This window comes from Kocuria sp. U4B, assembly GCF_054875615.1.
Map to the genome: position 1 here is coordinate 1,498,803 of NZ_CM142180.1, position 24,121 is coordinate 1,522,923.

General features: G+C 74.8%; 23 protein-coding genes, 1 tRNA gene and 1 other RNA gene. 14 read left to right on the forward strand and 11 right to left on the reverse strand.

The window, feature by feature from the left end:
* Positions 1 to 4: 4 nt before the first annotated feature.
* From aspA to ACYSMR_RS07125, 3 genes are all read right to left on the reverse strand, one after another.
* Positions 5 to 1,408, reverse strand: a complete 1,404-nt coding sequence (gene aspA / locus ACYSMR_RS07115; protein WP_309124851.1) for an aspartate ammonia-lyase — start codon at positions 1,406 to 1,408, stop codon at positions 5 to 7.
* On the reverse strand, positions 1,405 to 2,448 hold the full coding sequence (locus ACYSMR_RS07120; RefSeq protein WP_461747786.1) for an asparaginase: 1,044 nt from the start codon (positions 2,446 to 2,448) through the stop codon (positions 1,405 to 1,407). Before ACYSMR_RS07120 ends, aspA begins: the two co-directional genes overlap by 4 nt.
* A 74-nt stretch (positions 2,449 to 2,522) precedes the next feature.
* Positions 2,523 to 3,239 carry a FadR/GntR family transcriptional regulator gene (locus ACYSMR_RS07125; RefSeq protein WP_461747787.1) on the reverse strand — a complete coding sequence of 239 codons (717 nt, stop codon included), beginning with the start codon at positions 3,237 to 3,239 and terminating at the stop codon, positions 2,523 to 2,525.
* A gap of 190 nt (positions 3,240 to 3,429) precedes the next feature.
* On the opposite strand from ACYSMR_RS07125, the gene ACYSMR_RS07130 reads away from it, so the two are divergent.
* A complete protein-coding gene (locus ACYSMR_RS07130) occupies positions 3,430 to 4,869 on the forward strand; it encodes an amino acid permease (RefSeq protein WP_461747788.1) in 1,440 nt (479 codons plus the stop codon).
* 54 nt (positions 4,870 to 4,923) lie between these two features.
* Here ACYSMR_RS07130 and ACYSMR_RS07135 read toward each other — a convergent pair whose 3' ends face one another.
* The gene (locus tag ACYSMR_RS07135) at positions 4,924 to 5,631 is read right to left on the reverse strand and encodes a TVP38/TMEM64 family protein (RefSeq protein ID WP_461747789.1); all 708 of its coding nucleotides are present in this window, start codon (positions 5,629 to 5,631) and stop codon (positions 4,924 to 4,926) included.
* Positions 5,632 to 5,682: 51 nt separating this feature from the next.
* Here ACYSMR_RS07135 and ACYSMR_RS07140 point away from each other — a divergent pair, with 51 nt between their 5' ends.
* Positions 5,683 to 6,156 (forward strand): SRPBCC family protein, encoded by a 474-nt coding sequence (locus ACYSMR_RS07140; protein ID WP_461747790.1) that lies wholly within the window; start codon positions 5,683 to 5,685, stop codon positions 6,154 to 6,156.
* Between the two features lie 34 nt (positions 6,157 to 6,190).
* Entirely contained in the window at positions 6,191 to 7,021 is an 831-nt protein-coding gene (locus tag ACYSMR_RS07145; RefSeq protein ID WP_251331763.1) for an MBL fold metallo-hydrolase, read from the forward strand.
* Between the two features lie 40 nt (positions 7,022 to 7,061).
* Here the strand turns inward: ACYSMR_RS07145 and ACYSMR_RS07150 are convergent, their stop codons facing one another.
* Entirely contained in the window at positions 7,062 to 7,784 is a 723-nt protein-coding gene (locus tag ACYSMR_RS07150; RefSeq protein WP_461747791.1) for a queuosine precursor transporter, read from the reverse strand.
* Between the two features lie 230 nt (positions 7,785 to 8,014).
* Here ACYSMR_RS07150 and ACYSMR_RS07155 point away from each other — a divergent pair, with 230 nt between their 5' ends.
* The 3 genes from ACYSMR_RS07155 (at position 8,015) to ACYSMR_RS07165 (ending at position 10,507) form a co-directional block, all read left to right on the forward strand.
* Complete coding sequence (locus ACYSMR_RS07155; RefSeq protein WP_251331765.1) at positions 8,015 to 8,872, forward strand: hydroxymethylpyrimidine/phosphomethylpyrimidine kinase; 858 nt, start codon at positions 8,015 to 8,017, stop codon at positions 8,870 to 8,872.
* Positions 8,873 to 8,964: 92 nt separating this feature from the next.
* Positions 8,965 to 9,687, forward strand: a complete 723-nt coding sequence (locus ACYSMR_RS07160; RefSeq protein WP_461747792.1) for a DsbA family oxidoreductase — start codon at positions 8,965 to 8,967, stop codon at positions 9,685 to 9,687.
* A 151-nt stretch (positions 9,688 to 9,838) separates the two neighbouring features.
* Positions 9,839 to 10,507: a TetR/AcrR family transcriptional regulator gene (locus tag ACYSMR_RS07165; protein ID WP_251331767.1), complete on the forward strand. Its 669-nt coding sequence runs from the start codon at positions 9,839 to 9,841 to the stop codon at positions 10,505 to 10,507.
* Here ACYSMR_RS07165 and ACYSMR_RS07170 read toward each other — a convergent pair.
* Complete coding sequence (locus ACYSMR_RS07170) at positions 10,491 to 10,841, reverse strand: type II toxin-antitoxin system VapB family antitoxin (RefSeq protein ID WP_461747793.1); 351 nt, start codon at positions 10,839 to 10,841, stop codon at positions 10,491 to 10,493. The two genes, ACYSMR_RS07165 and ACYSMR_RS07170, sit on opposite strands and share 17 nt — an antisense overlap.
* 241 nt (positions 10,842 to 11,082) lie before the next feature.
* Positions 11,083 to 11,167 (reverse strand) — tRNA-Ser (locus tag ACYSMR_RS07175).
* 132 nt (positions 11,168 to 11,299) lie between these two features.
* On the opposite strand from ACYSMR_RS07175, the gene ffs reads away from it, so the two are divergent.
* The 6 genes from ffs (at position 11,300) to ACYSMR_RS07205 (ending at position 17,778) form a co-directional block, all read left to right on the forward strand.
* An RNA gene (gene ffs / locus ACYSMR_RS07180) (signal recognition particle sRNA small type) lies at positions 11,300 to 11,396 on the forward strand.
* Positions 11,397 to 11,471: 75 nt separating this feature from the next.
* On the forward strand, positions 11,472 to 14,312 hold the full coding sequence (locus tag ACYSMR_RS07185; protein ID WP_461747794.1) for a DNA polymerase III subunit gamma and tau: 2,841 nt from the start codon (positions 11,472 to 11,474) through the stop codon (positions 14,310 to 14,312).
* A 103-nt stretch (positions 14,313 to 14,415) separates the two neighbouring features.
* Positions 14,416 to 15,012: a recombination mediator RecR gene (gene recR, locus ACYSMR_RS07190; protein WP_251331770.1), complete on the forward strand. Its 597-nt coding sequence runs from the start codon at positions 14,416 to 14,418 to the stop codon at positions 15,010 to 15,012.
* 98 nt (positions 15,013 to 15,110) lie between these two features.
* The gene (locus ACYSMR_RS07195; RefSeq protein WP_251331771.1) at positions 15,111 to 16,397 is read left to right on the forward strand and encodes an aspartate kinase; all 1,287 of its coding nucleotides are present in this window, start codon (positions 15,111 to 15,113) and stop codon (positions 16,395 to 16,397) included.
* A gap of 5 nt (positions 16,398 to 16,402) precedes the next feature.
* On the forward strand, positions 16,403 to 17,377 hold the full coding sequence (locus tag ACYSMR_RS07200) for a 3-methyladenine DNA glycosylase (protein ID WP_461747795.1): 975 nt from the start codon (positions 16,403 to 16,405) through the stop codon (positions 17,375 to 17,377).
* Complete coding sequence (locus ACYSMR_RS07205) at positions 17,374 to 17,778, forward strand: Rieske 2Fe-2S domain-containing protein (protein ID WP_461747796.1); 405 nt, start codon at positions 17,374 to 17,376, stop codon at positions 17,776 to 17,778. Before ACYSMR_RS07200 ends, ACYSMR_RS07205 begins: the two co-directional genes overlap by 4 nt.
* A gap of 19 nt (positions 17,779 to 17,797) precedes the next feature.
* Here the strand turns inward: ACYSMR_RS07205 and ACYSMR_RS07210 are convergent, their stop codons facing one another.
* On the reverse strand, positions 17,798 to 18,211 hold the full coding sequence (locus ACYSMR_RS07210) for a helix-turn-helix domain-containing protein (protein WP_251331774.1): 414 nt from the start codon (positions 18,209 to 18,211) through the stop codon (positions 17,798 to 17,800).
* Between the two features lie 150 nt (positions 18,212 to 18,361).
* Between ACYSMR_RS07210 and ACYSMR_RS07215 the strand changes: the two genes are divergently transcribed.
* Positions 18,362 to 18,784 carry a CBS domain-containing protein gene (locus ACYSMR_RS07215; protein ID WP_251331775.1) on the forward strand — a complete coding sequence of 141 codons (423 nt, stop codon included), beginning with the start codon at positions 18,362 to 18,364 and terminating at the stop codon, positions 18,782 to 18,784.
* A 21-nt stretch (positions 18,785 to 18,805) separates the two neighbouring features.
* Here ACYSMR_RS07215 and ACYSMR_RS07220 read toward each other — a convergent pair whose 3' ends face one another.
* The 3 genes from ACYSMR_RS07220 to ACYSMR_RS07230 all read right to left on the reverse strand — a co-directional run bounded on the left by ACYSMR_RS07220 (position 18,806) and on the right by ACYSMR_RS07230 (position 22,179).
* Positions 18,806 to 20,641: a glycoside hydrolase family 15 protein gene (locus tag ACYSMR_RS07220; protein ID WP_461747797.1), complete on the reverse strand. Its 1,836-nt coding sequence runs from the start codon at positions 20,639 to 20,641 to the stop codon at positions 18,806 to 18,808.
* 46 nt (positions 20,642 to 20,687) lie between these two features.
* Positions 20,688 to 21,527, reverse strand: coding sequence for an SDR family oxidoreductase (locus ACYSMR_RS07225; RefSeq protein WP_251331776.1), 840 nt, complete (start codon positions 21,525 to 21,527; stop codon positions 20,688 to 20,690).
* Between the two features lie 163 nt (positions 21,528 to 21,690).
* Positions 21,691 to 22,179 (reverse strand): hypothetical protein, encoded by a 489-nt coding sequence (locus ACYSMR_RS07230; protein ID WP_461747798.1) that lies wholly within the window; start codon positions 22,177 to 22,179, stop codon positions 21,691 to 21,693.
* 142 nt (positions 22,180 to 22,321) lie between these two features.
* Between ACYSMR_RS07230 and ACYSMR_RS07235 the strand changes: the two genes are divergently transcribed.
* The gene (locus tag ACYSMR_RS07235; RefSeq protein WP_461747799.1) at positions 22,322 to 24,097 is read left to right on the forward strand and encodes a thiamine pyrophosphate-requiring protein; all 1,776 of its coding nucleotides are present in this window, start codon (positions 22,322 to 22,324) and stop codon (positions 24,095 to 24,097) included.
* The last annotated feature ends 24 nt before the right edge of the window (positions 24,098 to 24,121 follow it).

Sequence of the window (24,121 nt, forward strand, 5' to 3'; positions counted from 1 at the left end):
CGGATCATTTCGTGAGGTTGGCGAGGCGCTCGGGGCGCAGGATCTGCGCCAGCTCCTCGGCGGTCAGCAGGCCGCGCTCGCGCACCAGCTCCGCGACGCCGCTGCCCGTGGCCAGGGCCTCCCGGGCGATCGCGGTGGCGGTGGCGTAGCCCAGGTGGGGGTTCAGGGCGGTCACCAGGCCGATGGAGTTCTCCACGGACGCGCGCAGGCGCTCCTCGTCGGCGGTGATGCCGCGCACGCAGCGCTCCGTGAGCGTGGTGCAGGCCGCGCGCAGGTGGGCGACGCTCTTGTGCAGGCTGTGCACGATGACGGGCTCGAAGGCGTTGAGCTGCAGCTGCCCGCCCTCGGCGGCCATCGTGATGGTGACGTCGTTGCCGATGACCTCGTAGGCGACCTGGCTGACCACCTCGGGGATCACCGGGTTGATCTTCCCGGGCATGATCGAGGAGCCGGACTGCACGGCGGGCAGGGCGATCTCGCCCAGCCCGGCGCGGGGCCCGGAGGAGAGCAGCCGCAGGTCGTTGCAGATCTTGGACAGCTTCACGGCCACGCGCTTGAGCACGCCGGACAGGTGCACGAAGGCCCCCACGTCCTGGGTGGCCTCCACCAGGTCGACGGCGGTGACCAGCGGCAGGCCGGTGACGGCGGCCAGGTGGCGGCAGGCCGCGGCGGTGTAGCCCTCCGGGGCGTTGAGCCCGGTGCCGATCGCGGTGGCGCCCAGGTTGATCTCGTGGATCAGCAGGTTCGCCTCGGCCAGCCGCTGGCGGTCCTCGCGGATCATCACGGCGTAGGTGCCGAACTCCTGGCCCAGGGTCATCGGCACGGCGTCCTGCAGCTGGGTGCGGCCCATCTTCACCACGGTGCGGAACTCGCGCGCCTTGTCGGCGAACGCGCCCTCGAGCACCTCCAGCGCGGCCAGCAGCTCCTGGACCCCGGAGACGGTGGCGATCTTCACGGCCGTGGGGTAGGCGTCGTTGGTGGACTGCGAGAGGTTGACGTGGTCGTTGGGGTGCAGCCGGGAGTACTCGCCCTTGGCCGCGCCCAGCAGCTCGAGGGCGCGGTTGGCGATCACCTCGTTGGCGTTCATGTTCGAGGAGGTGCCGGCCCCGCCCTGGATCACGTCGACGCGGAACTGCTCGTGCAGGCGCCCGTCCAGGATCTCCTGGCAGGCCGCGACGATCGCGTCGGCGCGCTCGGCGTCGAGCAGGCCGAGCTCGTGGTTGGTGCGGGCGGCGGCCAGCTTGACGGCCGCCAGGCCGCGGACCAGGTGGGCGTGCCCGCCCAGGGGCTGGCCGGTGATCGGGAAGTTCTCCACGGCGCGCAGGGTCTGCACGCCCCAGTAGGCGTCGGCGGGGACCTCGCGCTCGCCGAGCAGGTCGTGCTCGACGCGGAAGGCGGTGGTGGTCATGGTGTCCTCGGATCTGTCGGGAGCGGGCGGGGTGCGCCGGGGGCGGTCGGCGGAGCGGGGTCGACGGCGGCGAGGGCCCCGACGGGGCGCCCGCCCCCGAGCACCGGGACGACGGCGAGGTCGGCCAGCGCCTCCGTGGCCATCCCGAGGTGCTGCAGGGCCCGGACGGTGACCGGCATCCGGGCGCGGTCGGCGCCGTCGGCGATCTTCACGGCGAGGCCGCGGCCGTCGGGCAGGCCCACGAGCTGGAGGCCCTCGAAGCCGTCCTTGGCGAGCAGGCCGGGCACCCGGCGCATCAGCGCGGTGACGTCGCGGCCTTCCCCGGCCACCTGCTCCGGGTGGGCGGTCATGGCCGCCGCGACCCGCGCCTCGGGGGTGCCCGGGGCGGCGGAGACCAGGCGGGCGAAGGCGGTGGCCATGCCGCGCAGGGTGACGGCGAACAGCGGCGTGCCGCAGCCGTCCGTGCTCCGGGCGCCGAGCGGCTCCCCGGTCAGCTCCGCCACGACCTCGGCGACCAGCTCCTGCAGGGGGTGGCGCGGGTCGGTGTAGCCGGCGACCGGCCACCCGTTGACGAGGCAGGTGGCGACCATGGCCGCGTGCTTGCCCGAGCAGTTCTGGGCGAGGCGGGACGGCCCCTGGCCGGCGCGCAGCGCGGACGCCCGCTCCGCCGTCCCGTAGGGCAGGTCGGGGACGTTCTCCAGGGCGGCCCCGTCGGCGTGGTGCAGGGCCAGGATCCGGCGGGCGCCCTCCTGGTGGGCGGGCGCGCCCGAGTGGCTGGCGGCGGCCAGGGCCAGCAGCTCCGGCGGCAGCTCGAGCCCGGCCCGCAGCATCGCCACGGCCTGCAGGGGCTTGAGCGAGGAGCGCGGGTAGAACAGCGCCCCCGGGTCCCCCGCCGCCAGCAGCACGGCCCCGGAGGCGTCGGTGGCGACCAGCGAGCCGTGGTGGACGCTCTCGACCACGCCGTCGCGGGTCTGCTCGGCGACGGCGACGTGCCGGGGGCGGGCGAGGGACAGGGGCGCCTCGGGGGCGGTGGTCGTCATGCGGGTCCTTGCTCTGTGGGTGGGGGCGTGCGAGGGGGACGGGTCCGGCGGTGGCCGGCGCCCGGCCGGGTGGCTCAGGGACGGGACCGGCCGGGCCCGTCGGCGGTGATGGTCCCCAGGGCGTCGTGGACGGCCGCCAGGTGGTCCCGCATGGCCGCCTCGGCCTCGCCGGGATCGCCCTGCTCGATGGCCCGGAAGATGCGCAGGTGCTCCTCGTCGGAGCGGGGCTGGCGGTCGGCCACGACGTTGAGGGTCTCGGACTGGTGGGTGAGGGCCTCGCGGATGTCGGCGATGACGTTCTCGAACACCCGGTTGCCGCTGATCCGCGCGATGGCGGCGTGGAAGCTGGTGTCCAGCTCCACCCACGCCTGGGGGTCGTCCTCCGCCACCATCGCGCCGACGACGTCGCGCAGGAGCTGCACGTCCTCCTCGGTGCGGCGCCGGGCAGCGAGCCCGGCCGCGGGGACCTCGATGTGCGGACGGGCCTCGTGCAGGTCGCGCGCCGAGTACGTCCCCAGGGCCAGGTCCTTGGCCACCCGCGCGGACACCACGAAGGTCCCCTTGCCGGTGCGGCTCTCCGTCAGGCCGAGGGCCGCGCAGGAGCGCAGGGCCTCGCGGACGACCGAGCGGCTGACGTCGTAGCGCTGGGCCAGGGCCGCCTCCGAGGGCAGCTTCTCCCCGACCGGCAGCTGCCCCTCCTCGATCCCCCGGCGCAGGGCGGAGAAGACCGCCTCGGCGGCACTGACGCGCACAATGGGCTGTCCGGCTGTCCGGCTGTCCGACAGGTTCATGGTCCGAGCATGACGGGGATCACATCGCCTGTCAACCCCGTCCCGGCGATCCGGCCCGGCCCCGGTGACGCCGGGCGAGCACAGGTGTGCGTACCATGCCGGAGTCCGTTCGAGGGGTCCGGCACGGCGCAGTGCTGCCCACCGTCAGCCGCGCACCGGACCCCCTCACCCCCTCATCCCCGGGAGAACCATGTCCCCCTCCACCCCGGCCGGGCCGCCCGCACCCCACGGCGGCCTCGCCAAGACCCTCAAACCCCGCCACCTGTCCATGATCGCCATCGCCGGCGTCATCGGCGCGGGTCTCTTCGTCGGCTCCGGCGTGGCCATCCAGCAGGCCGGTCCCGCCATCCTGCTCGCCTACGCCGCCGCCGGCGTCGTCGTCGTGTTCGTCATGCGGATGCTCGGCGAGATGGCCGCCGCCCACCCCGAGACGGGGTCCTTCTCCGCCTACGCCGACAAGGCCCTGGGCCGCTGGGCCGGGTTCAGCATCGGCTGGCTCTACGCCTGGTTCTGGATCATCGTCGTCGGCATCGAGGCCACCGCCGGAGCCGCCATCGTGCACCGCTGGGCGCCGGGCGTGGAGCAGTGGGTCTGGGCCCTCCTGCTCATGGTGCTGCTGACGCTCACCAACGTCGTCTCCGTGAAGTCCTACGGCGAGTTCGAGTTCTGGTTCGCCTCCGTCAAGGTCACGGCGATCGTCCTGTTCCTCGTCCTCGGGGTGCTGGCCATCGCCGGCCTCGTCCCCGGCGTCGCGGCCCCCGGCACGGACCACCTCGTCGGCCACGGCGGGTTCGCCCCCAACGGCTGGTCCGCGGTGGCCAGCGGCATCCTGGTCGTCGTGTTCTCGTTCTTCGGCGCCGAGATCGCCACCATCGCCGCCGGGGAGTCGGAGCAGCCGGAGAAGGCGGTCAAGAAGGCCGTCAACTCCACCGTCTGGCGCATCCTGCTCTTCTACATCGGCTCCATCGCCGTCGTCGTCACCCTGCTGCCCTGGGACGACGCCTCCGTGGCCAAGAGCCCCTACGTGGCCGTCATCGAGCGGCTGGGCATCCCGGGGGCCGCCACGATCATGGACGTCGTGGTGCTCACCAGCGTGCTCTCCTGCCTGAACTCTGGGCTCTACACCGCGAGCCGGATGCTGTTCTCCCTCTCCGAGCGCCGTGACGCGCCCCGATCCCTGTCGGGGATCTCGCGCTCCGGCGTGCCGGTCGCCGCCGTGCTCGCCGCGACCGTGGTCGGGTTCCTCACCGTGGGCCTGAACTACCTCGCCCCGGAGGCCGTGTTCCTGTTCCTCGTGAACACCTCGGGCGCGATCGCGCTGTTCGTCTGGCTGGTCATCTGCCTGTCCCAGCTGGTCCTGCGCCGCCGGATGGACGCGCAGGAGCAGGCGCGGCTGCCCGTGCGCATGTGGGCCTTCCCGTACCTGACCTGGGCCACGGTGGCCGCCATCGGCGCCATGCTCGTCGGGATGTTCGTGCTCGACGCCACCCGCGAGTCCGCGTGGGCCTCCACCGGCCTGGCGGCCGTCGTCGTCGCCCTCGGCGTGTGGCAGCAGCGCCGGGCCGCGCGGCCCGCGGCCCTCTCCCCGCACGCCGCCCCGGCCGAGGAGACCAGCGGCGCCCGCCGCTAGCGCCCCGGTGCCGGGGCGCCCCGCGGGGCGCCCCGGCACCGCCGTCCGGCCGGCCTACGCGGCCGTCCCGCCGTCGGAGGCGGTGGGCTCCTCCCGCCGCGACCGCCGCCACGCGAGGACCGCCACGACGACCACGACGGCCCACGAGACGGCCACGGCCGCGAGCGTCGGCCCCGACGGCCGGGAGGTGAACGCGCCCACGGCCGCGAAGCTGATCTGCCCCGGCATCCCGCCGAGCAGGGTGGCCCCGAGGTAGTCGCGCTGCGGGATCCGCACCAGCCCGGCCCCGTAGCTGAGCGTCCAGTTCGGCACCACCGGCCGCAGGACGAGCACCGTGAGGAAGCCCTTGCCGTCGAGCTTGGCCTCAACCGTCCCGACGCGGCTGCCGGCGATCCGGTACAGGGCGTCGCGGCCCAGGAACCGGGCGACCCAGTAGCCGAGCCAGGCCCCGGCGGTGAACGCGACGATGCTGAGCGCGCTGCCCTGGGCCACGCCGAAGAGGAAGCCGCTGGACACGGCCATGATCGTCACCGGCACGGGGCTGGCGGCCACGAGGACGTAGGCGGCGCCGAAGACGAGGGGCGCCCACGCCCCGAAGCCCTCCACGAACGTGCGGACCTGCTCCACGGTCGGCAGCTCGTGGCCCACGAGGTACCAGACGGCGAGGCCCAGCAGCAGCACCAGCGCACCGCCCTTGAGCAGGGCGACCCACCCCGGCCGCGCGCCGGGGGCACCCGGGTCCCGCGCAGGTTCGGTGCTCACGTGCGCCACTGTACCGACCCGGCGGCCCCGGGACCGAGGACAATGGTGCCCATGGACGTCACCGATCTGGACCCCGCGGAGGTCTTCTCCGTCTCCCACGACCTCGCCCACCCCCCGGCCGCGGTCTTCGCCGCGTTCACGGACCCGGACCGGCTCGCCGCCTGGTTCGGCCCGCAGGGCTGGAGCGTGCCCCGGGAGTCCGTGCTCCTCGAGGTCCGGCCCGGGGGGCGCCAGCACTTCCGGATGGTCAACGACGCCGACCCCGCCCAGGTCTCGCCCGTGCACGCGACGTACGTGCGCGTCGAGCAGGACGCGCTGCTCGAGGGCCGCGAGGCGCTGCCGGGTCCGCACGGCGAGCCCACGGGGGTCACCATCCTGCTGCGCGTCGAGTTCCTGGCGACCGGGGACGGCGGGACCCTGCTGGTCGTGACGCAGGGACCGCTGCCCGAGAGCGTGCACGGGGGCGCCGCGGCGGGGTGGCGCAGCTCCTTCGTCAAGCTCGAGGCGCTGCTCGCCGGACGCTGAGCCGGGCCCCGGCCGGCTCGGATAGTCTGCCCGCATGACCGTCCCCACCCGCACCACCGTGCTCACCCGCCGGCTCACCGCCCCGAACCCGGGGCCGATGACGCTGGACGGCACCAACTCGTGGCTGGTCGGGGCGCCCGGGCAGGAGGACGCCGTCGTCGTGGACCCCGGGCCCGCCGACCGGGGGCACCTGGCCGCGCTGGCCGCGGCCGGCCGCACGGTGCTGACGCTGGTTACGCACCGGCACGGCGACCACACCGAGGCCGTCGACGACTTCCACGCGCTCACCGGGGCGCCGGTGCGGGCGTTCCTCCCGCAGTTCTGCCGGGGCGCCGGGCCGCTGCGCGACGGCGAGACGGTCGAGGCCGCCGGGACCCGGATCCGGGTGCTGCACACCCCGGGGCACACCTCCGACTCGGCGTGCTTCCACCTGCCCGACGACGCCCCGCTCGCGGAGGACCCCGGGGCGGCCGGTCCCGCCGCACCTGGCGCGGCCGCCGACGGCGCCGGCCCGGGCAGCGTCCTGACGGGCGACACGGTCCTGGGCCGCGGCACCACGGTCCTCGACCACCCGGACGGCACGCTCGGCGACTACCTGCGCTCGCTGCACCGGCTCGCCGTGCTCGGCGGGGCGCTCGTGCTGCCCGGGCACGCCGGGGTGCGGGAGAACCTGGAGGAGCTCTGCCAGGAGCTCGTCGAGCACCGGATGGAGCGCCTCGCCGAGATCCGGGAGGCCGTGCGCGCCCTGGGCCGCGGCGCCACCCTCGAGGCGATCACGGCCCGCGTCTACGGCGACGTCCCGCAGCACGTGCACCCCGCCGCCCGCCTGTCGGTGGGCGCGCAGCTGGCCTACCTGGGGTTCTGAGCCGCCCGGCCGGGCCGTCCCGCCCGCGGGGCCGTCCCGTTCAGCGCACGGGCGACGACGCCGGGGCCTCCCCCGCCAGGCCGGCCACGCCGTAGGTGGGCTCGTGCCGCTTCAGCCACCGGATCGCGGCGTAGGTGACGGGCAGGACGACGATCTCGACGGCGACCTTGTAGGCGTAGCCGATCAGCGCGTAGTTGAGGAAGTCCCCGAGCGTGGTGATCCCGATGACGGGGGCGGCCACGGTGCAGAAGATGAGGGTGTCCACGAGCTCGCCGAGCGCCGTCGAGGAGATGAGCCGGGCCCACAGGTGCCTCTCCCGGGTGCGGGCCTTCAGCCGGACCAGCACGAACGCGTTGAGCAGCTGCCCCGCGAGGTAGCCGAGCAGGGAGCCGGCGACGATGAGCGGGACGAGCCCGAGCACGGTCTCGAGCGCCGCCTGGCCCGTGTAGAACTCCGCCGGGGGCAGCGCGATGACGATCCAGAACACGACCGACGCGAGCAGTCCGGCGGCGAAGGAGCTCAGGATGGCGCGCCGGGCGGCGCGGAAGCCGTAGACCTCCGAGACGACGTCGCCCAGGACGTAGGCGAGCGGGAAGAGGAAGAAACCCCCGTCGGTGATGACCGGCCCAAACGCGACCCCCTTGGTCGCGGCGACGTTGGAGAGCACGAGGACCACGCAGTAGGCCGCCACGATGAGGTCGAACCAGGTGCGGGGCCGGCGGGCGAACCCGGCGGGCGCGGCCGGGGAGGCGGGAGAGGACACGGTGGATCACCAATCTGTCGTGACGCGGCACGTCGCCCGGCGGGGCACGCCGGGGTGCGAGCTGGGAGGTGCGGCGGGGCCTCCCGCCTGCCACCCGGGAGGCCCGCCGCCGCGGAACCCCGTGCGGGGACGTCGCGGCGGCCGGAGGCCGACGGACAGTCTACCGCCGCCCCGGCGCCCCGGCCCCGGCGGTTGGCCCCCGGCGCGGGCCGGGGCGCACAATGGCTCCCATGACCGACACCACCGCTTCCTCCCCCGCCCCCGACCGGGCCGCCGCGGCCCAGCCGCCCGTCGCCCTGACGATCGCCGGCTCCGAGGCCACCGGCGGCGCCGGCGCGCAGGCCGACCTCAAGACCTTCCAGGAGCTCGGCGTCTTCGGCTCGCTCGCGCTCACCTGCATCGTCTCCTTCGACCCCGCCGAGGACTGGGGCCACCGCCTGTTCCCCGTGCCGCAGGACGTCCTGCGCGAGCAGCTCGAGGCGATCACCGCCGCCCACGCGCTCGACGCCGTGAAGATCGGCATGCTCGGCAGCCCGGAGACCATCGCGACCACGGCCGAGGTGCTGGCCGAGCTGAAGCCCCGCCACCTCGTGCTCGACCCCGTCCTCATCTGCAAGGGCCAGGAGCCCGGGGCCGCCCTGGACACCGACGAGGCGCTCAAGGCGAAGATCCTGCCCCTGGCCACGTTCGTGACCCCCAACCACTTCGAGTCCCTCTCCCTGTCGGGGATGGACGAGATCAGTACCGTCGAGGACCTCGAGGAGGCCGCCCGCCGGATCCACGAGAAGTCCGGCGCCGTGGTGCTCGCCAAGGGCGGGGTGCGCATCGCCGGGCCCGACGCCGTCGACGTCTACTTCGACGGGACGACCCTCGAGGTGCTCTCGGAGCCCAAGGTCGGCGAGGTCCCCGTGGCCGGCGCCGGATGCACCCTCGCGGCCGCCGTCGCCGCCGAGCTCGCGAAGGGCGCCGAGCCGCTCGAGGCCGCCCGCACGGCCAAGGCCTTCGTCTCCGCAGGCATCCGGCAGCGGCTGAGCTCGCGGGCCCCGTTCGACTCCCTGTGGCAGGGAGGCTCCGCCGCCGAGCGCTGAGCGGGCGCGGCGGTCCCCGCCGCGCCCGCCGCAGGAGCACCGGCCGCGTCCCGCCCCGGAATGGGGCGGGACGCGGTCATGTTGACGCGTACATGACTCTGCAGATCGACATCTGGTCCGACATCGCCTGCCCGTGGTGCCTCATCGGCAAGCGCCGCTTCGACCGCGCCCTGGCCGCCTTCCCGCACCGCGAGCAGGTGCGCGTCACCTACCGCAGCTTCCAGCTCGACCCCTCCCTGCCGGACTCCTACCCCGGACGCGAGGCCGACTACCTGGCCGGCGCCAAGGGGCTCGCCCCGGAGCAGGTGCAGCAGATGCTCGCACAGGTGAGCGCGGTCGCCGCCGGGGAGGGGCTGCACTACGACTTCGACGCCCTCGTCGTGGCGAACTCGCGCAAGGCCCACCGCCTGCTGCACGCCGCCCGCCGGGAGGACGACCTCGCCACCGGCGGCCCCGTGGCAGCACGCCTGAAGGAGGCCCTGCTCACGGGCCACTTCGAGCGCGGCCTCGACCTCGGCGACGACGACGCGCTGGTCGCCCTGTCCGCCGCGGCCGGGCTGCCGGAGACGGTCGCGCGCCGGGCGCTCGCCGATCCCGCCCTGGACACGGCCGTGCAGGAGGACGTCGCGGCGGCCCGGCGGCTCGGCGTCCAGGGCGTGCCGTTCTACGTGCTGGACGGTCGCTACGGGATCTCGGGCGCCCAGCCGACCGAGACGTTCGCGCGGGCCCTGGACCGGGTGTGGGCGGAGGTCGGGCCCCTGGCCGACCTCGGGAGCGCGGGCCCAGCCTGCGGACCCGACGGGCGCGGCTGCTGAGTGCCGGTCGGACGTTTCCTGGACGTTGCCCCAGACCTTTCTCCCCGAAGGAGCGTTCCGGGCGGAAGGGTGGTGTCATAGTCGGACACACCGTCACCAAGGCTCATTAAAGTGTGCATACTTTGATGACATATAGAGATAAGGTGTCATCATGCCCCGCATTTCAGCTGCCAGCAATGCCGCGCAGCGCGAGAACACCAAACGAGCGATCCTCGACTCCTTCGGCCAGCTGCTCTACCAGCAGGGCCTCACCGGGCTGACCATGACCCACGTGGCCAAGAACGCGGAGGTGGGCCGCACGGCGGTCTACAACTACTTCGCGGACATGGGCGAGCTCCTCGTCGCCTACGCCCTGGACGAGACCGAGCGCTTCATGGCCGACCTGCGCCGCGACCTGGAGGGCGTCGAGAACCCGGTCGACCGGCTGGCGGTGTACATCCGCGCCCAGATCGAGGACCTCACCCGCCGGCACCTGCCGCCCGGGCCCACCATGCGCACGGTCCTCTCCCCGGAGGACTACCAGAAGCTCGGGGAGCACGTGGGCGAGCTGCAGGGACTGCTGGCCGCGATCCTGCGGGACGCGATCGGCCAGGGCTGGCTGCCCGAGGGGGACATCTCCGAGCTGGCCGCCCTGGTGCACGGCTCCCTGACCGCCGCCGCGGACCGGGGGCAGACCTCCGACCAGGACCGTGCGGCGCGCGAGCGGCACATCCGCTCCACCGTCCGGTTCATCCAGCAGGGCCTGGGCGCGCAGTTCGACGCCGAGGGCCGGCCCGTGCGCCTGGCGCCGGGGCGCCCGGCGCTCAGCGCGGCGTCCTGAGCGGGCGCCCCTCCTGCGCCGGGCGGGACACCGGCGCCCTGCCGAGCTCGAGCACGCGCGCGTACAGCACGGTGCGGTGGTGCAGCGCGGTGCGCAGCGCCCGGTGCAGCCCGTCCTCGAGGTAGAGCTCCCCGGCCCAGCGGACCACGTGCGGGAACAGGTCGCCGTAGAACGTGGAATCCGCGTCCAGCAGCGTCTCCAGGTCCAGGGTCGTCTTCGTGGTGATCAGCTGGTCCAGCCGGACCTGGCGTGGCGCCACGCCGGACCAGTCCGAGGGCGTCACGAGGCCGTGGTCCGGGTACGGGCGCGAGTCGCCCACGGCCTTGAAAATCATGCGTCCATCCTAGGGTCCGCCTCCGCGCCGGCCGTCCGCGCCTCGCGGACCCCTCCGGCGGGTCCCCCGCGCCGAGCCCCCACACCCGCGTCGTTCCCCCACGTCCAGGCATGGGGAGATGCGACCGGCCCGGGGACTCGTGGCGCCAGGACGGGCGGTGGTGCCAGAGCGGTCCGGAAACACGAAACGCCCCGGACCAGGTGGTCCGGGGCGTTTCCGATGTCCGGGGACATCTTCCGTGCGGAGGATGGGGGATTTGAACCCCCGAGGGCGTGAACCCAACACGCGTTCCAGGCGTGCGCCATAGGCCGCTAGGCGAATCCTCCAGGCACGCACGTCGCGATCGCCTCACGGCGGCCGAACATGCGGAGTCCAGCATAACCGACCCGCCCGCCAATGCCGAATCGGCCGCTTCCGGCGCCGGTTTCGACGCGGCCGCCGCATCCGCTAAACTGTGGGACAGCCCCTCGCGTGGCGTCATCCTGTTGAACTCCCCCAGGACCGGAAGGTAGCAAGGGTAGACGGGCTCTGGCGGGTGCGCGAGGGGTCTTCTCGTTCCCGGACGGGCCGGCCCTCCCCAGCCGCCACCACCCGCCCGGCCTGTCGGATTCCGCCGCTAAGGTGACAGTTGTGACTACCGCCCTGTACCGCCGCTACCGCCCGGAGACCTTCGAGGACGTCATCGGCCAGGAGCACGTGACCGAGCCGCTGATGACGGCGCTGCGCAAGGACAGGGTCAGCCACGCGTACCTCTTCTCCGGCCCCCGCGGGTGCGGCAAGACGACCTCCGCCCGCATCCTCGCCCGCTGCCTGAACTGCGCCCAGGGACCGACCGCCACCCCCTGCGGGCACTGCGACAGCTGCCGGGACCTCGCCCGCGACGGCGCCGGCTCCCTCGACGTCATCGAGATGGACGCGGCCAGCCACGGTGGCGTGGACCACGCCCGCGACCTCCGGGAGCGCGCGACGTTCGCGCCCGTGCGGGACCGGTACAAGATCTTCATCATCGACGAGGCCCACATGGTCACGCGCGAGGGCTTCAACGCCCTGCTGAAGATCGTCGAGGAGCCCCCGGAGCACATCAAGTTCATCTTCGCGACCACGGAGCCGAGCAAGGTCCTCACGACCATCCGCTCCCGCACGCACCACTACCCCTTCCGCCTGGTCCCGCCCGAGCCCCTCGTGCACTACCTCGAGCAGCTGTGCACGGAGGAGCACGTGCCCGTGGCCCCGGGCGTGCTCTCGCTCGTGGTCCGCGCCGGCGGCGGATCCGTGCGCGACACCCTCTCGGTGCTCGACCAGCTCATGGCCGGCTCCGACGACGGCGGCATCGGCTACGACCTCGCCGTGGCCCTGCTCGGCTACACCCACGGCGCCCTGCTCGACGACGTCGTGGACGCCTTCGCCTCCGGGGACGCCGCCACGGTGTTCCGCGCGGTCGACCGGGTGATCCAGACGGGCCAGGACCCCCGCCGGTTCGTCGAGGACCTGCTCCAGCGGTTCCGGGACCTGATCATCGTCAACGCGGTGCCGGAGTCCGCGGGCAACATCCTGCACGGGATGCCGCAGGACCAGGTCTCCCGGCTGCGCAACCAGGCCTCCCAGCTCGGGGCGGCCGAGCTGTCCCGCGCCGCGGACATCACCAACACCGCCCTCACCGAGATGACCGGCGCGACCTCCCCCCAGCTGCACCTGGAGCTGCTGTGCGCCCGGATCCTGCTGCCCTCCTCGGAGGACACCACGCGCGGTGTCACCGCCCGCGTCGACCGCCTGGAGCGGCGGCTGAGCATCCCCCGCGGCAGCGTCCCCGCCGGGGCCGCCGCGCCCGAGGAGCCCGCGGACGCACCTGCGACGGCGCCCGCCGCCCAGCCAGCTTCCCCTGCCGCGCCCGGGGCCCCCGCACCGGGCGGGACAGCTGTTGCGGCACGCGAGGAGCCCGCGGAGCGGCCGCAGCCGGCCGCGGCTCCCGAGCAGCCGGCCGCAGCGCCGCGTCCGGCGGACGAGCCCCGTCCCGCGGACGCGCAGCGCGGCGGGGACCGGCCGCAGCGCGCCGAGCAGCACCCCGGCCCGGCCCCCGAGCCGGCCCCCGGGCCGGCGTCCCGGCAGGACACCCCCCGCGCGGGGGAGGGAGCGGGCAACGAGATCGACCTGCTCCGCGCCTCCTGGCCGGAGATCGTCAACGCCCTGGCGGACATCCGCCGCGTCGCCTGGTTCACCGTCCAGCGCGGCACGCCGCAGTCCTTCGACGGCAAGGTGCTGCGCATCATGTTCGACGCCGAGGGCGACCTCATGAACTTCCCGCGCTTCGAGGACGACCTGCGCCGGGCCGTGCACCAGGTCCTCGGCATCGACTGCCGCGCGGAGGCTGTCCCGCCGGGCGGCGGGCACGGCCGCGGCGGCACCCCGCGCGGCCCGGAGCCGTCGACGCCCCCGCGCGGACGCCCCACCGACCCCCGCCCGGACGCCGGCCGAGGTGGCCCGGAGCGCCAGGGCGGGCCGGAGCGCCAGGAGCAGCGCGCGCCCCGCGAGGCGGACACCCCGGAGCACAGCGGCCCCGGACCGAACCGGGGACCGGCCGACGGGCAGTGGTCGCAGGACGAGCCGCGCGGGGCCCACCGGGCGTGGGAGGCCCACGGCCGGCCCGCCACGGACAGCGCCCCGGAGTGGGCCGACCCCGCCTGGGCGGAGGAGCCCGTGCACAGCTGGTCCGTGGCCTCCATCCCGCAGGGCGGCCCCGCGCCCGCCCCCGCGCCGGAGCGCCCCAAGGAACCTGCACCGGAGCCCGCGAAGCGCTCCGGTGCGCCGGAGCAGGCCTCCCGCCCCTCCTCCCCCGCACCGGCCCGGGCTGCCGCACCGGCGCCCGCGCCGCGCCCGGAGCCGGTCCGGGCGCCCTCCCGGGCCCCGGGCTCCCGGCCCGGCCCGCAGGACCGGGACGTCCCGCCCTCCGACGACGACGTCCCGCCGCCCGAGGAGCCCCCGTACCCGGACGAGCCGCCCTATCCCGACGAGCCGCCCTATCCCGAGGAGCCCCCGCACCCCGACGGGCCCCCCTCCGCGGGCGGGCCGGCGGACCCGGACGAGGCACCGCCCGAGCAGTGGCGGCCCAGCCCCGCGGCCCGGCGGGAGGCGGCACCGGCAGCACAGGTCCCGGCGGCGACCCGGCCGGGCCCGGCCCGCGCCGAGGCACCCGCCCGACCGGCACCGGCTCAGCAGGCCGTTGCCGGGGACGACGCCGGTGCCCGCCAGCGCCTGAGCTTCCGCGAGCGCCACGCCGCGCAGATCGCCGCCGGCCGGCAGGTCCCGGAGCAGGCCGCGCCGCCGCGGGACGACGGCGTAGAATGGGACGATTCGTTCGTCCCCAGCTCGGACGACGAGGCGCTCGAGGACTCCACGCTCTACGGCCGTGCCGCCATCGAGCGGATCCTCGGCGGGATGCTGATCGAGGAGCGGGACCTGCACGCCGGGGAGTGACCGGCCGCGCCACCCGTCCCGGTCCGTGCGGTGCGGACCCCGGCGAGGACCGCGGCCGTGGACGAGCAGAGGGGCCCGCGACGGCCCGGAAATCGAGGAGAACGTGTACGAAGGCGCTGTTCAGGATCTGATCGACGAGCTGGGCCGGCTGCCCGGCATCGGGCCGAAGTCCGCGCAGCGGATCGCGTTCCACCTCCTCGACGCCGACAAGGAGGACGTCCGCCGCCTGGCCGACGCCATGACGACGGTCAAGGAGAAGGTGAAGTTCTGCCGGATCTGCGGCAACGTCGCCGAGATGGACGAGTGCGCGATCTGCCGTGACGCCCGCCGGGACGCCACCGTCATCTGCGTGGTCGAGGAGTCCAAGGACGTGATGGCCATCGAGCGGACCCGCAGCTTCCGCGGCCGCTACCACGTGCTGGGCGGGGCGATCAGCCCCATCCAGGGCATCGGGCCGGACCAGTTGCGGATCCGCGAGCTGATGACGCGGCTGTCGGACGACACCGTCCAGGAGGTCGTCCTGGCCACCGACCCCAACCTGGAGGGCGAGGCCACCGCCACCTACCTGTCCCGCATGCTCAAGACCCTGGGGGTCCGGGTGACCCGGCTGGCCTCCGGGCTGCCCGTGGGCGGGGACCTGGAGTACGCGGACGAGGTCACGCTGGGCCGGGCGTTCGAGGGCCGCACGGTCGTCGCCTGACCGGCCCGGTAGACTGTCCCGGGGCCGGGCCCGGGAGCCCGCACGGGCCCCCGGCCGCCCATCGGACCCGGCCGCCACCGACCACAGGAGTTGAACCCATGAGCCTCATCGTGCAGAAGTTCGGTGGCTCCTCCGTCGCGGACGCCGACGGCATCCGCCGCGTCGCACGGAGGATCGTCGAGACCCGCAACCGCGGCCACGACGTCGTCGTCGTGGTCTCCGCCATGGGCGACACCACCGACGAGCTCCTCGACCTCGCCAACGAGGTCACCCGCAGGCCCCCTGCCCGCGAGCTCGACATGCTCCTGACCGCCGGTGAGCGCATCTCCATGGCCCTGCTGGCCATGGCCGTCTCCGGCATGGGCGCCCCGGCGCAGTCCTTCACCGGGTCGCAGGCCGGGATGGTCACCGACGGCGCCCACGGCGCGGCCCGGCTCGTGGAGGTCAACCCGCAGCGGGTGCGCGAGTCCCTCGACGAGGGCAACATCGCGATCATCGCCGGGTTCCAGGGCGTGCACCGGCAGACCAAGGACATCACCACGCTGGGCCGCGGAGGCTCGGACACGACCGCGGTGGCGCTGGCCGCCGCCCTGCAGGCCGACGTGTGCGAGATCTACTCCGACGTGGACGGCGTGTTCACCGCCGATCCCCGCATCGCCCCCCGGGCCCGGAAGCTGGAGCAGGTCAGCAGCGAGGAGATGCTCGAGCTCGCCGCCAACGGCGCGAAGATCCTGCACCTGCGCTGCGTCGAGTACGCCCGCCGCTTCGGCGTGAAGCTGCACGTCCGCTCGTCCTTCACCCAGAACGAGGGCACCTGGGTCATCCCGAGCCCCGAAGACGCCGCCACCTCCCCGAAGGAGATCCCGTTGGAACAGCCGCTCATCTCCGGCATCGCCCACGACCGCACGCAGGTGAAGGTCACCGTCGTCGGGGTGCCCGACAAGCCCGGCATCGCGGCCCGGATCTTCCGGCTCCTGGCCGAGGCGAAGGTCAACGTGGACATGATCGTGCAGAACGTCTCCACCGGCGACGACCCCCGGACGGACCTCTCGTTCACCGTGGACGAGTGCCAGGGCGAGCTCGCCGTGAGCCTGCTGCGCGCGGCCGAGGAGAAGATCGGCTACGCGGGCCTGGACTACGACGACGAGGTCGGCAAGCTCTCCCTCGTGGGCGCCGGCATGAAGTCCAACCCCGGCGTGACGTTCACCTTCTTCGAGGCGCTCGCCGCCGCGAACATCAACATCGACATGATCTCCACCTCGGAGGTGCGGATCTCGGTCATCACGGCCGCCGACCGCCTCGACGAGGCCGTGCGCGTGGTGCACACGGCGTTCGGCCTCGACGCCGAGCAGGAGGCCACGGTCTACGCCGGGACCGGCCGCTGACCGTCGTGCCCTCCGCGCACCGGCCGGTCGGCGACGGGGCGGGTCCCGCGACCCGCCCCGTCGCCGTCCTCGCCCGCGGGCAGTGGGCGCCCCGCGCGCACGCCCACGAGCAGCGCGCGGCGCGCTACGCGGACCCGTTCGTCCAGCGCCGCCACCACGGCCGGAAGCACCCGGTCGAGGACTTCCTGTTCACCTACTACACGCTCAAGCCGGCGCAGCTCAAGCGCTGGCACCCCGGCGCCGGGGTCGTGCTCCTGGACGCCGCGGAGCGGGCGGCGGAGAAGTTCTACCGGCCGCTGCGCGCGGACGAGCTCTCCGCGCTGGGCCTCGGCCCGGGCGCGGGGGCGGTGACGGTCGACGACGGCGCCTTCCGGGCCCGGCGGGCCGCCGCGGTCGACTTCGCCCGGGTGGTGCTGGGCTCGCACGCCGCCCAGCCCGGCTTCTTCGGCTGCTTCGGGCTGCACGAGTGGGCCATGGCCTACCGCTCCCAGGAGAACGACCTGCGCCACGAGTACCTCGAGCTGCGGCTGGGCGCGCAGGGCACGGACGCCGTGGTCGAGTCCTCCCGGATCCGGTGCACGCACTTCGACGCGTTCCGCTTCTTCCAGCCGCAGGCCGTCCCGCTCAACGAGCTGCAGCCCACCCGGGAGGCGCAGCGCCGGCTCGAGCAGCCCGGGTGCATGCACGCGACCATGGACCTCTACAAGTGGGCGTACAAGCTCCTCCCGACCGTCCCCTCCGAGCTGCTGATGGACTGCTTCGAGCTCGCGTGGAACGTCCGGGAGACCGACATGCAGGCCGCGCCCTACGACCTCTCCGGGTGGGGCTACGCGCCCGTGCGGATCGAGACGCCCGAGGGCAAGGCCGAGTACGTGCGCCGGCAGCGGGACTTCGCCCGCCGCGCCGCGCCCCTGCGCCGCCGGCTGGCCGAGGCCCTGGACGTCCTCGACCCGGGCCGCAGCACGCGGGGAGCGGCGTGAGCGGGGAGCCCGCCGCGGACCGGGCGACCCCCGGGGACCGGCAGCGGGCCGGGGGCTGGGAGCGGATCGTCGAGGCCACCGCCGTGCCCGGGCCGCTCGACTTCGTGACGGCTCCGACGAGCACCGGGCCGGTGCTCGTCACGCGGGACGCCGAGGGGGGCCTGCACGTGCTGCGCAACACCTGCACGCACCAGCAGGCCACGGTGTGCCGGGCGGCCGCAGGACGCGCGGAGACGTTCGAGTGCCCGAACCACTACTGGGTGTTCGGCCCCGACGGGCGGTTCCTGGGCTCGCGCCTCGCGCTCGACGCCGGCCGGACGGCCCCGCCGGACCCGGCGAAGGACCTGCCCGCGGCGGCGGTCGACGTGGTCGACGGCTGGGTCGTGGCCCGCTTCTGCTGAGCCCCTGCGGCTCAGGGGCTCAGTCCCCGGGCCGTTCGGCCGCCGCGGCGGCCGCGGCGGCGTCGTCCGCGGGCTTCTCCCGCCCCGCGAGCCACGCCTGGACGTCGGCGAGGCGGATCCGGCGGTGCGTGCCCCGGTACTGCACCGGGATGACGCCCTGGGTGGTGAGGTTGCGCAGGTAGGTGTGCGAGATCCCCGCGAGCGCGGCCGCCTGGGAGGTGGTCAGCAGCTCCTCCACGGAGGTCACCGTGACCGTCTCCCCGCGGGCGAGGCGGGCGAGGAGGTCGAGGACGGCGTCGTGCGCCCCGGCGGGCAGGCGCAGGGAGGTGCCGTCCACGAAGACCGTCACGTCGCGGGCGTCCAGGGCCTCGGCGAGGCGCTCGGCCTGCGCGCCGCTGAGGCCGGCGGTGGTCGTCGGGGGGTGCTGGGTCATGGGCCCATTCTTCCAGCCCGGCGACGGCCCCGGCGACGGGGGCCCGGGGCCGTGCCGGGGGCAGACAACGCCCGGTTCGGCTCCTACGCTGGAGCACACCGGAGCGTCAGCCCGCTGATGGACAGGGTTCACCGACCAGGAGGAGCGACCATGACGAAGGCACGCGAGATCATGAGCCCGGGCGCGGAGTGCGTCGGGGAGAACGAGACGCTCGAGGAGGCCGCCCGGAAGATGAGGGACCTGGGGGTCGGGGCCCTGCCGATCTGCGGGGAGCACGACCGGCTCATGGGGATGGTGACCGACCGCGACATCGTCGTGAAGTGCCTGGCCGTCGGCACCGACCCGCGGGCCGTGAAGGCCGGGCAGCTGGCCCAGGGCAAGCCGGTGACGATCGGCGCCGACGACAGCGTCGAGGAGGCCATCCGGACGATGACGGAGCACCAGGTGCGGCGGCTGCCGGTGATCGACGGGCACGACCTCGTCGGGATGGTCAGCCAGGCCGACATCGCCCGGTCCATGCCCGAGGACCGGGTGGGAGAGCTCGTGGGGCTCCTCTCCTCCGACCGGTACTGACGCCGGGAGCCGGCGCCCGGGTCAGCGCTCCGGGCGCCGGTCCGCCTCCTCGAGCGTGAGCGCGGCGGTCAGCAGCGCCAGGTGGCTGAGGGCCTGCGGGAAGTTGCCGAGGAAGGAGCCGTCCTCCGGGTCGATCATCTCGGTGTAGAGGCCCACGTCGTTGCCCAGGGCCAGCGTGTCGTCCATGAGCTCGGCGGCCTCCTCCGCGCGGCCCACGTGCACGAGCGCCGCGACCGCCCAGAAGGAGCACGCCACGAACGCCCCCTCCTCGTCGGGCATCCCGCTATAGCGGTGCAGCAGCGGCCCGCGGCCCAGCTCCTCCCGCAGGGCGTCGATGGTCGAGCTCATCCGCGGCCCCCGGTCGAGGCCGCTGACGGCGTGCAGCAGCACGGAGGTGTCCAGCTCGTCGGTGCCGGGGTACCACACGTAGGCGCCGCGCTCCTCGGACCAGCAGTGCTCCGCGATCCACGCCGCGATCCGGTCCCGCTCGGCCCGCCAGCGGTCCGGGCTGCCCGGGATCTGGCCGGCCTCCGCCAGCCGCACGGCGCGGTCCAGCCCGTGCCAGCAGCCCATCTTGGAGCTCGTGTAGTGCCGGTGCTCGGGCAGCTCCCACATCCCGGCGTCGCGGCGGCGCCACAGGTCGCAGATCCGGTCGGCGATGTCGGCGAGCATCCGCCCGGTCGCGGCGTCGAGCACGTTGCCGCCGCCCACGTAGAGGTCGACCATGTCGAAGAGGTCGCCGTAGACGCCGAGCTGCAGCTGGTTCGCCGCGGCGTTGCCCGCCACCACGGGGCCGATGCCCTGCCAGCCCGGGGCGTCGAAGACGGTCGTGCCGTCGCCGGGGACCTCGCCGTTGAGCCGGTTGAGGACGTGCAGCTCGGGGGACTGGGCGCGGGCGATGCGCAGCAGCCAGGACACGGCGGCGTGCACGTCCTCCTGCTCGCCCAGCCGGATGAGGGAGTGCAGGGTGTAGGTCGCGTCGCGCACCCACGCGAAGCGGTAGTCGTAGTTCTTGGTGCCCGCCCGGTTCTCGGGCAGGGACGTGGTGGCCGCGGCGGCGATGGAGCCGGAGGGGTCGTGGCTGAGCAGCTTGAGCGTCAGGGCGCTGCGCTCGACGTCGGCCCGGTACGGCCCGTCGTAGTCGAGCAGGTCCACCCAGCGCCGCCACATGTCCAGGGTGAGCTCCACGTTCTTGCGGATGCTCGCGGGCGTCGGCAGCCGCAGCGGCTCGCTGTGCGTGGCCACGACGGCGAGCAGGTGCTCCGAGCCCGGGCGCGTGCGGAAGCGGCCGGTGATCTGCTGCTCGCCCACGGTGCACTTCCCCGTGTGCTCCGTGCGCACCCCCAGCGAGACCGCGTCGGCGCGCAGGACGGGGCCCTGCTCGGTGTCCTGCACCCAGGGGGAGACGGTGTTGAACATGGTCCCGGGCGCCACCCGCCACGCCATGGGCACCTCCCCGCTCACGCCCTCGACGCAGCGGGCGAGCTCGTTCCAGGGCAGCCGGCCGGTGGAGCCCACGTTGAGGGAGTCCGTGACCCGCACGACGCCGCCGGCGGTGGTGTAGGTGCTCTGCAGGACGTTGGTGCCCGGCACGTAGCGCCGGGTGACCTCGAACGCCTCGGCCGGGCACAGCTCCACGCACCCTCCGCCGTCGGCGTCGAGGAGCCGGGCGAAGGCGGGGGCGGAGTCGAGGTCGGGGATCGGGTACCAGTCCACGGACCCGTCGTGGGCGACCATGGCGACGGTGCGCCCGTCGCCGATGGCCGCGTAGGAGCGCAGCTCCACGTAGCCGTTCCGGCGAGGGGACAGCTCGTGCAGCGCACGCCGGGGACGTGCGGTCTCGGGGCGTGCGCTCACGCGGTGGTCCTCTCGCCGGAACGGTCGTGGGCTCGGGGTGCGGTGCTCAGAGGATGGGCTGGCCGCCGGTGACGGCGACGCGGGCGCCGGAGATGTAGCTGCCGTCGTCGGAGGCCAGCAGGACGTAGACGGGGGCGAGCTCGGCGGGCTGGCCGGGCCGGCCCAGCGCGGACTGCTCCCCGAACGAGGCGACCTTCTCCGGCGGCATGGTCGCCGGGATGAGCGGGGTCCAGATGGGACCGGGGGCCACGCTGTTGACGCGGATCCCCTTCTCGCCGAGCATCTGGGCCAGGCCGGCCGAGAAGTTGGCGATCGCGGCCTTGGTCGCGGCGTAGGGCGCCAGCTCCGGGGAGGGCTGGTCGGACTGGACCGAGGAGCTGCCGATGATGGCCGAGCCCGGGCCCATGTGCGGCAGCGCGGCCTTGGTGAGGTGGAAGTACGCCCCGACGTTGAGCCGGAAGGTGTAGTCCCACTCCTCGTCGCTGATCTCGTCGAGGCTCTCGTGGCTCATCTGGTAGGCGGCGTTGGAGACGAGCACGTCGACCTTCCCGAACTCCTGCACGGCCCGCTCCACGACGGCCCGGCAGTGGGCGGGGTCGGAGAGGTCGCCCGGCACGAGCACCGCCCGGCGCCCGGCCTGCTCGACCCAGCGGGCGGTCGCCTGCGCGTCCTCGTCCTCGTCGAGGTAGGCGATCAGCACGTCGGCGCCCTCGCGGGCGTAGGCGATCGCCACGGCACGGCCGATCCCGCTGTCCCCGCCGGTGATGATCGCGGCCCTGCCCTCGAGCTTGCCCGAGCCGCGGTAGCTCTCCTCCCCGCAGTCGGGGACGGGGGTCATCTCCTTCTGGACGCCGGGGACTTCCTGCTGCTGTTCTGGCTGGCTCATGACGTGGTCCTTCCAGGTGGTGACGGATCCTTCAGGGTCTTCCGGGACGGTGCCCGCACCGGCCACCGGGCCGCGGCCGCGCCGCCGTCCGATGATCAGCACACTGGCCATCCTAGGGCCTGCGGCGGGACCCGTCGCGGCTCCGGCGCGCCCCGGGGCGGGATCAGGCCCCGCGGTCGCGCCACCCGAGGACCGCCAGCCACAGCAGCACCCCGGCCAGGCCGACCATGCCGGGAGCCAGCAGCGGCGAGGCGCCCACGGCACCGCTGGCGGCCGCCCACAGGTGCGACGCCGCCGGCATCGAGGCCCAGGACTCCGCGTACCGGGCGCTGGACGGGCCGGCCGCGAGGTTGCCCTTGAGGTGCTCGTAGACCCCGTACGCGCTGCCCAGCGCGGTGACCGCCGCGACGGTCCGCAGGGCCCGGGCGGTCGCGGTCGAGCGCCGCACCAGCCAGGCCGCCGCCGCGCCCAGCAGCAGGACGAGCAGCGCCCACGGCACCAGCTGCCCCGGGCCCTGCCAGTGGCGCAGCATCGCGAGCTCGGCGCAGGCCCCGAGCGCGGTCCCGGCGCCCAGCCACGTCAGGACCTGCCGGTAGGCCGCCACGAGCTGCGCGGCGTCGGGGCGGGTCTCGGCATCCGGAACGTTCGTCATGGGTCGAGGATGTACCGCAGGGAGCTTGGAGAAACCCGGGCGCCGGGGTTCCGGCCCGCGGCGTCCCGGTGGCAGAGTGGGGCGCACACCCGCGCCGGCCGCGCGTGCCGGGCGCGGGACCGGGCACGGCAGGAGGACGGGCATGGGCAACGTCGCGGACGGGATCGTCGACCGGCTGAGGGCCTGGGGCGTGCACCGGGTCTTCGGCTACGCCGGGGACGGGGTGGACCCGCTCCTCGCCGCGCTGGACCGGGCCCGGCAGGACGTCGAGTTCGTCTCCGCCCGCCACGAGGAGGCCGCCGCGTTCATGGCGACCGGCCACGCCAAGTACACCGGGGAGGTCGGGGTCTGCCTGGCCACCCAGGGGCCGGGGGCCGTGCACCTGCTCGCGGGCCTGTACGACGCGAAGCTCGACAGCAAGCCGGTCGTGGCGATCGTCGGGCAGGTCGTCACCACGGCCCAGGGCAGCGGCTACCAGCAGGAGGTGGAGCTGGCGACCCTGTTCAAGGACGTGTGCGCCCAGTACGTCCAGCCCCTCGCCACCCCGGAGCAGCTCGCCGCCGTGGTCGACAACGCCTTCCGCACCGCGCTCGCCACCTCGAGCCCGACGTGCGTGATCGTGCCCCACGACGTCCAGCAGGCCGAGGTCCCGGGGCTCGAGCACGCCCACGGCGTGGTGCCCAGCGCACCGGTCACCGCCTCGCCCCGGGTGCTGCCCGCCGAGGCGGACCTGGACCGGGCCGCGCGGCTGCTCACCGGCGGCCGGCGCGTGGCCCTGCTCGTCGGCCAGGGCGCCGCCCGCGCCGCCGCCGAGGTGCAGGAGGTCGCCCAGCGGCTGGGCGCGGGGGTGGCGACGTCGCTGCTCGGCAAACCGCTGGTGGACGAGTCCCTCCCCTGGGCCTGCGGAGTCATGGGCCACCTCGGCACCACGGCGGCGGCGGACCTCATGGCCGGGTGCGACACCCTCCTGATCGTCGGCAGCAACGACCCGTGGACCGAGTTCTACCCGGCCCCCGGCCAGGCCCGCGCCGTGCAGATCGACGCCGACGCCCGCAACCTGGGCGCCAAGTACCCCGTGGAGGTGGCCCTGGCCGGGGATGCCGCCGAGACCCTGCGGGCCCTCCTGCCGCGGCTGGGGCACCCGGAGCGCACGTGGCGCGGGGAGGTCGAGGCCATGGTCGGCACCTGGCGGGACGTGGCCGCGCAGCGCTGCGCCGAGCCGGCCGAGCCGCTCAACCCGCAGGCCGTCGTCGCCGCCCTGTCCGCGCACCTGCCGGCGGACGCCCAGGTGGCCGTGGACGTCGGCTCGGTCGTGTACTGGTACGCCCGGTTCCTGCGCCTGCCGCCCGGGGTGCCGGCGCACCTGTCCTCCACGCTGGCCTGCATGGGCTCGGCGATGCCCTACGGCCTGGCCGCCAAGCTCGCCCGCCCGGACCGGCCCGTGGTGGCGCTGGCCGGGGACGGGGCCATGCAGATGAGCGGCAACGCCGAGCTCGTCACGCTCGCCGCCCGCTGGCGGGACTGGGCCGATCCGCGCTTCGTGGTCCTGGTGCTCGCCAACGGCGACCTCGCGGAGGTCTCCTGGGAGCAGCGGGAGATGGAGGGCGACGCCCGCTTCGCCGCCTCCCAGGACGTGCCCGCGTTCCCCTGGGCCGACTACGCCCGCCTGCTCGGCCTGGACGGCGTCCGGGTCGACCGGCCCGAGGACGTCGACGACGCCTGGCGCCGGGCGCTCGCCGCCGACCGGCCGGTGGTGCTCGAGGCCGTGGTGGACCCGGCCACGCCCCTGCTGCCGCCGCGCGCCGCGCCGGCCCAGGTGGAGAGGATGCTCACCGGCCTCGCCCTGGAGGGCGCCGACCGGGCCGCGCAGCAGCTGCGGGCCCAGCGGGGCCACGAGGACGGCACCGGCAGGGCCTGAGCGCCGCGACGGCGGGGGGAGCGA

What these genes read in the sequence shown, in the direction of transcription:
- aspA (WP_309124851.1), bottom strand. Translation starts at nt 1,408, where the DNA reads ATGACCACCACCGCCTTCCGCGTCGAGCACGACCTGCTCGGCGAGCGC.
- ACYSMR_RS07120 (WP_461747786.1), bottom strand. Translation starts at nt 2,448, where the DNA reads ATGACGACCACCGCCCCCGAGGCGCCCCTGTCCCTCGCCCGCCCCCGG.
- ACYSMR_RS07125 (WP_461747787.1), bottom strand. Translation starts at nt 3,239, where the DNA reads ATGAACCTGTCGGACAGCCGGACAGCCGGACAGCCCATTGTGCGCGTC.
- ACYSMR_RS07130 (WP_461747788.1), top strand. Translation starts at nt 3,430, where the DNA reads ATGTCCCCCTCCACCCCGGCCGGGCCGCCCGCACCCCACGGCGGCCTC.
- ACYSMR_RS07140 (WP_461747790.1), top strand. Translation starts at nt 5,683, where the DNA reads ATGGACGTCACCGATCTGGACCCCGCGGAGGTCTTCTCCGTCTCCCAC.
- ACYSMR_RS07145 (WP_251331763.1), top strand. Translation starts at nt 6,191, where the DNA reads ATGACCGTCCCCACCCGCACCACCGTGCTCACCCGCCGGCTCACCGCC.
- ACYSMR_RS07155 (WP_251331765.1), top strand. Translation starts at nt 8,015, where the DNA reads ATGACCGACACCACCGCTTCCTCCCCCGCCCCCGACCGGGCCGCCGCG.
- ACYSMR_RS07160 (WP_461747792.1), top strand. Translation starts at nt 8,965, where the DNA reads ATGACTCTGCAGATCGACATCTGGTCCGACATCGCCTGCCCGTGGTGC.
- ACYSMR_RS07165 (WP_251331767.1), top strand. Translation starts at nt 9,839, where the DNA reads ATGCCCCGCATTTCAGCTGCCAGCAATGCCGCGCAGCGCGAGAACACC.
- ACYSMR_RS07170 (WP_461747793.1), bottom strand. Translation starts at nt 10,841, where the DNA reads ATGATTTTCAAGGCCGTGGGCGACTCGCGCCCGTACCCGGACCACGGC.
- ACYSMR_RS07195 (WP_251331771.1), top strand. Translation starts at nt 15,111, where the DNA reads ATGAGCCTCATCGTGCAGAAGTTCGGTGGCTCCTCCGTCGCGGACGCC.
- ACYSMR_RS07210 (WP_251331774.1), bottom strand. Translation starts at nt 18,211, where the DNA reads ATGACCCAGCACCCCCCGACGACCACCGCCGGCCTCAGCGGCGCGCAG.
- ACYSMR_RS07215 (WP_251331775.1), top strand. Translation starts at nt 18,362, where the DNA reads ATGACGAAGGCACGCGAGATCATGAGCCCGGGCGCGGAGTGCGTCGGG.
- ACYSMR_RS07225 (WP_251331776.1), bottom strand. Translation starts at nt 21,527, where the DNA reads ATGAGCCAGCCAGAACAGCAGCAGGAAGTCCCCGGCGTCCAGAAGGAG.
- ACYSMR_RS07230 (WP_461747798.1), bottom strand. Translation starts at nt 22,179, where the DNA reads ATGACGAACGTTCCGGATGCCGAGACCCGCCCCGACGCCGCGCAGCTC.
- ACYSMR_RS07235 (WP_461747799.1), top strand. Translation starts at nt 22,322, where the DNA reads ATGGGCAACGTCGCGGACGGGATCGTCGACCGGCTGAGGGCCTGGGGC.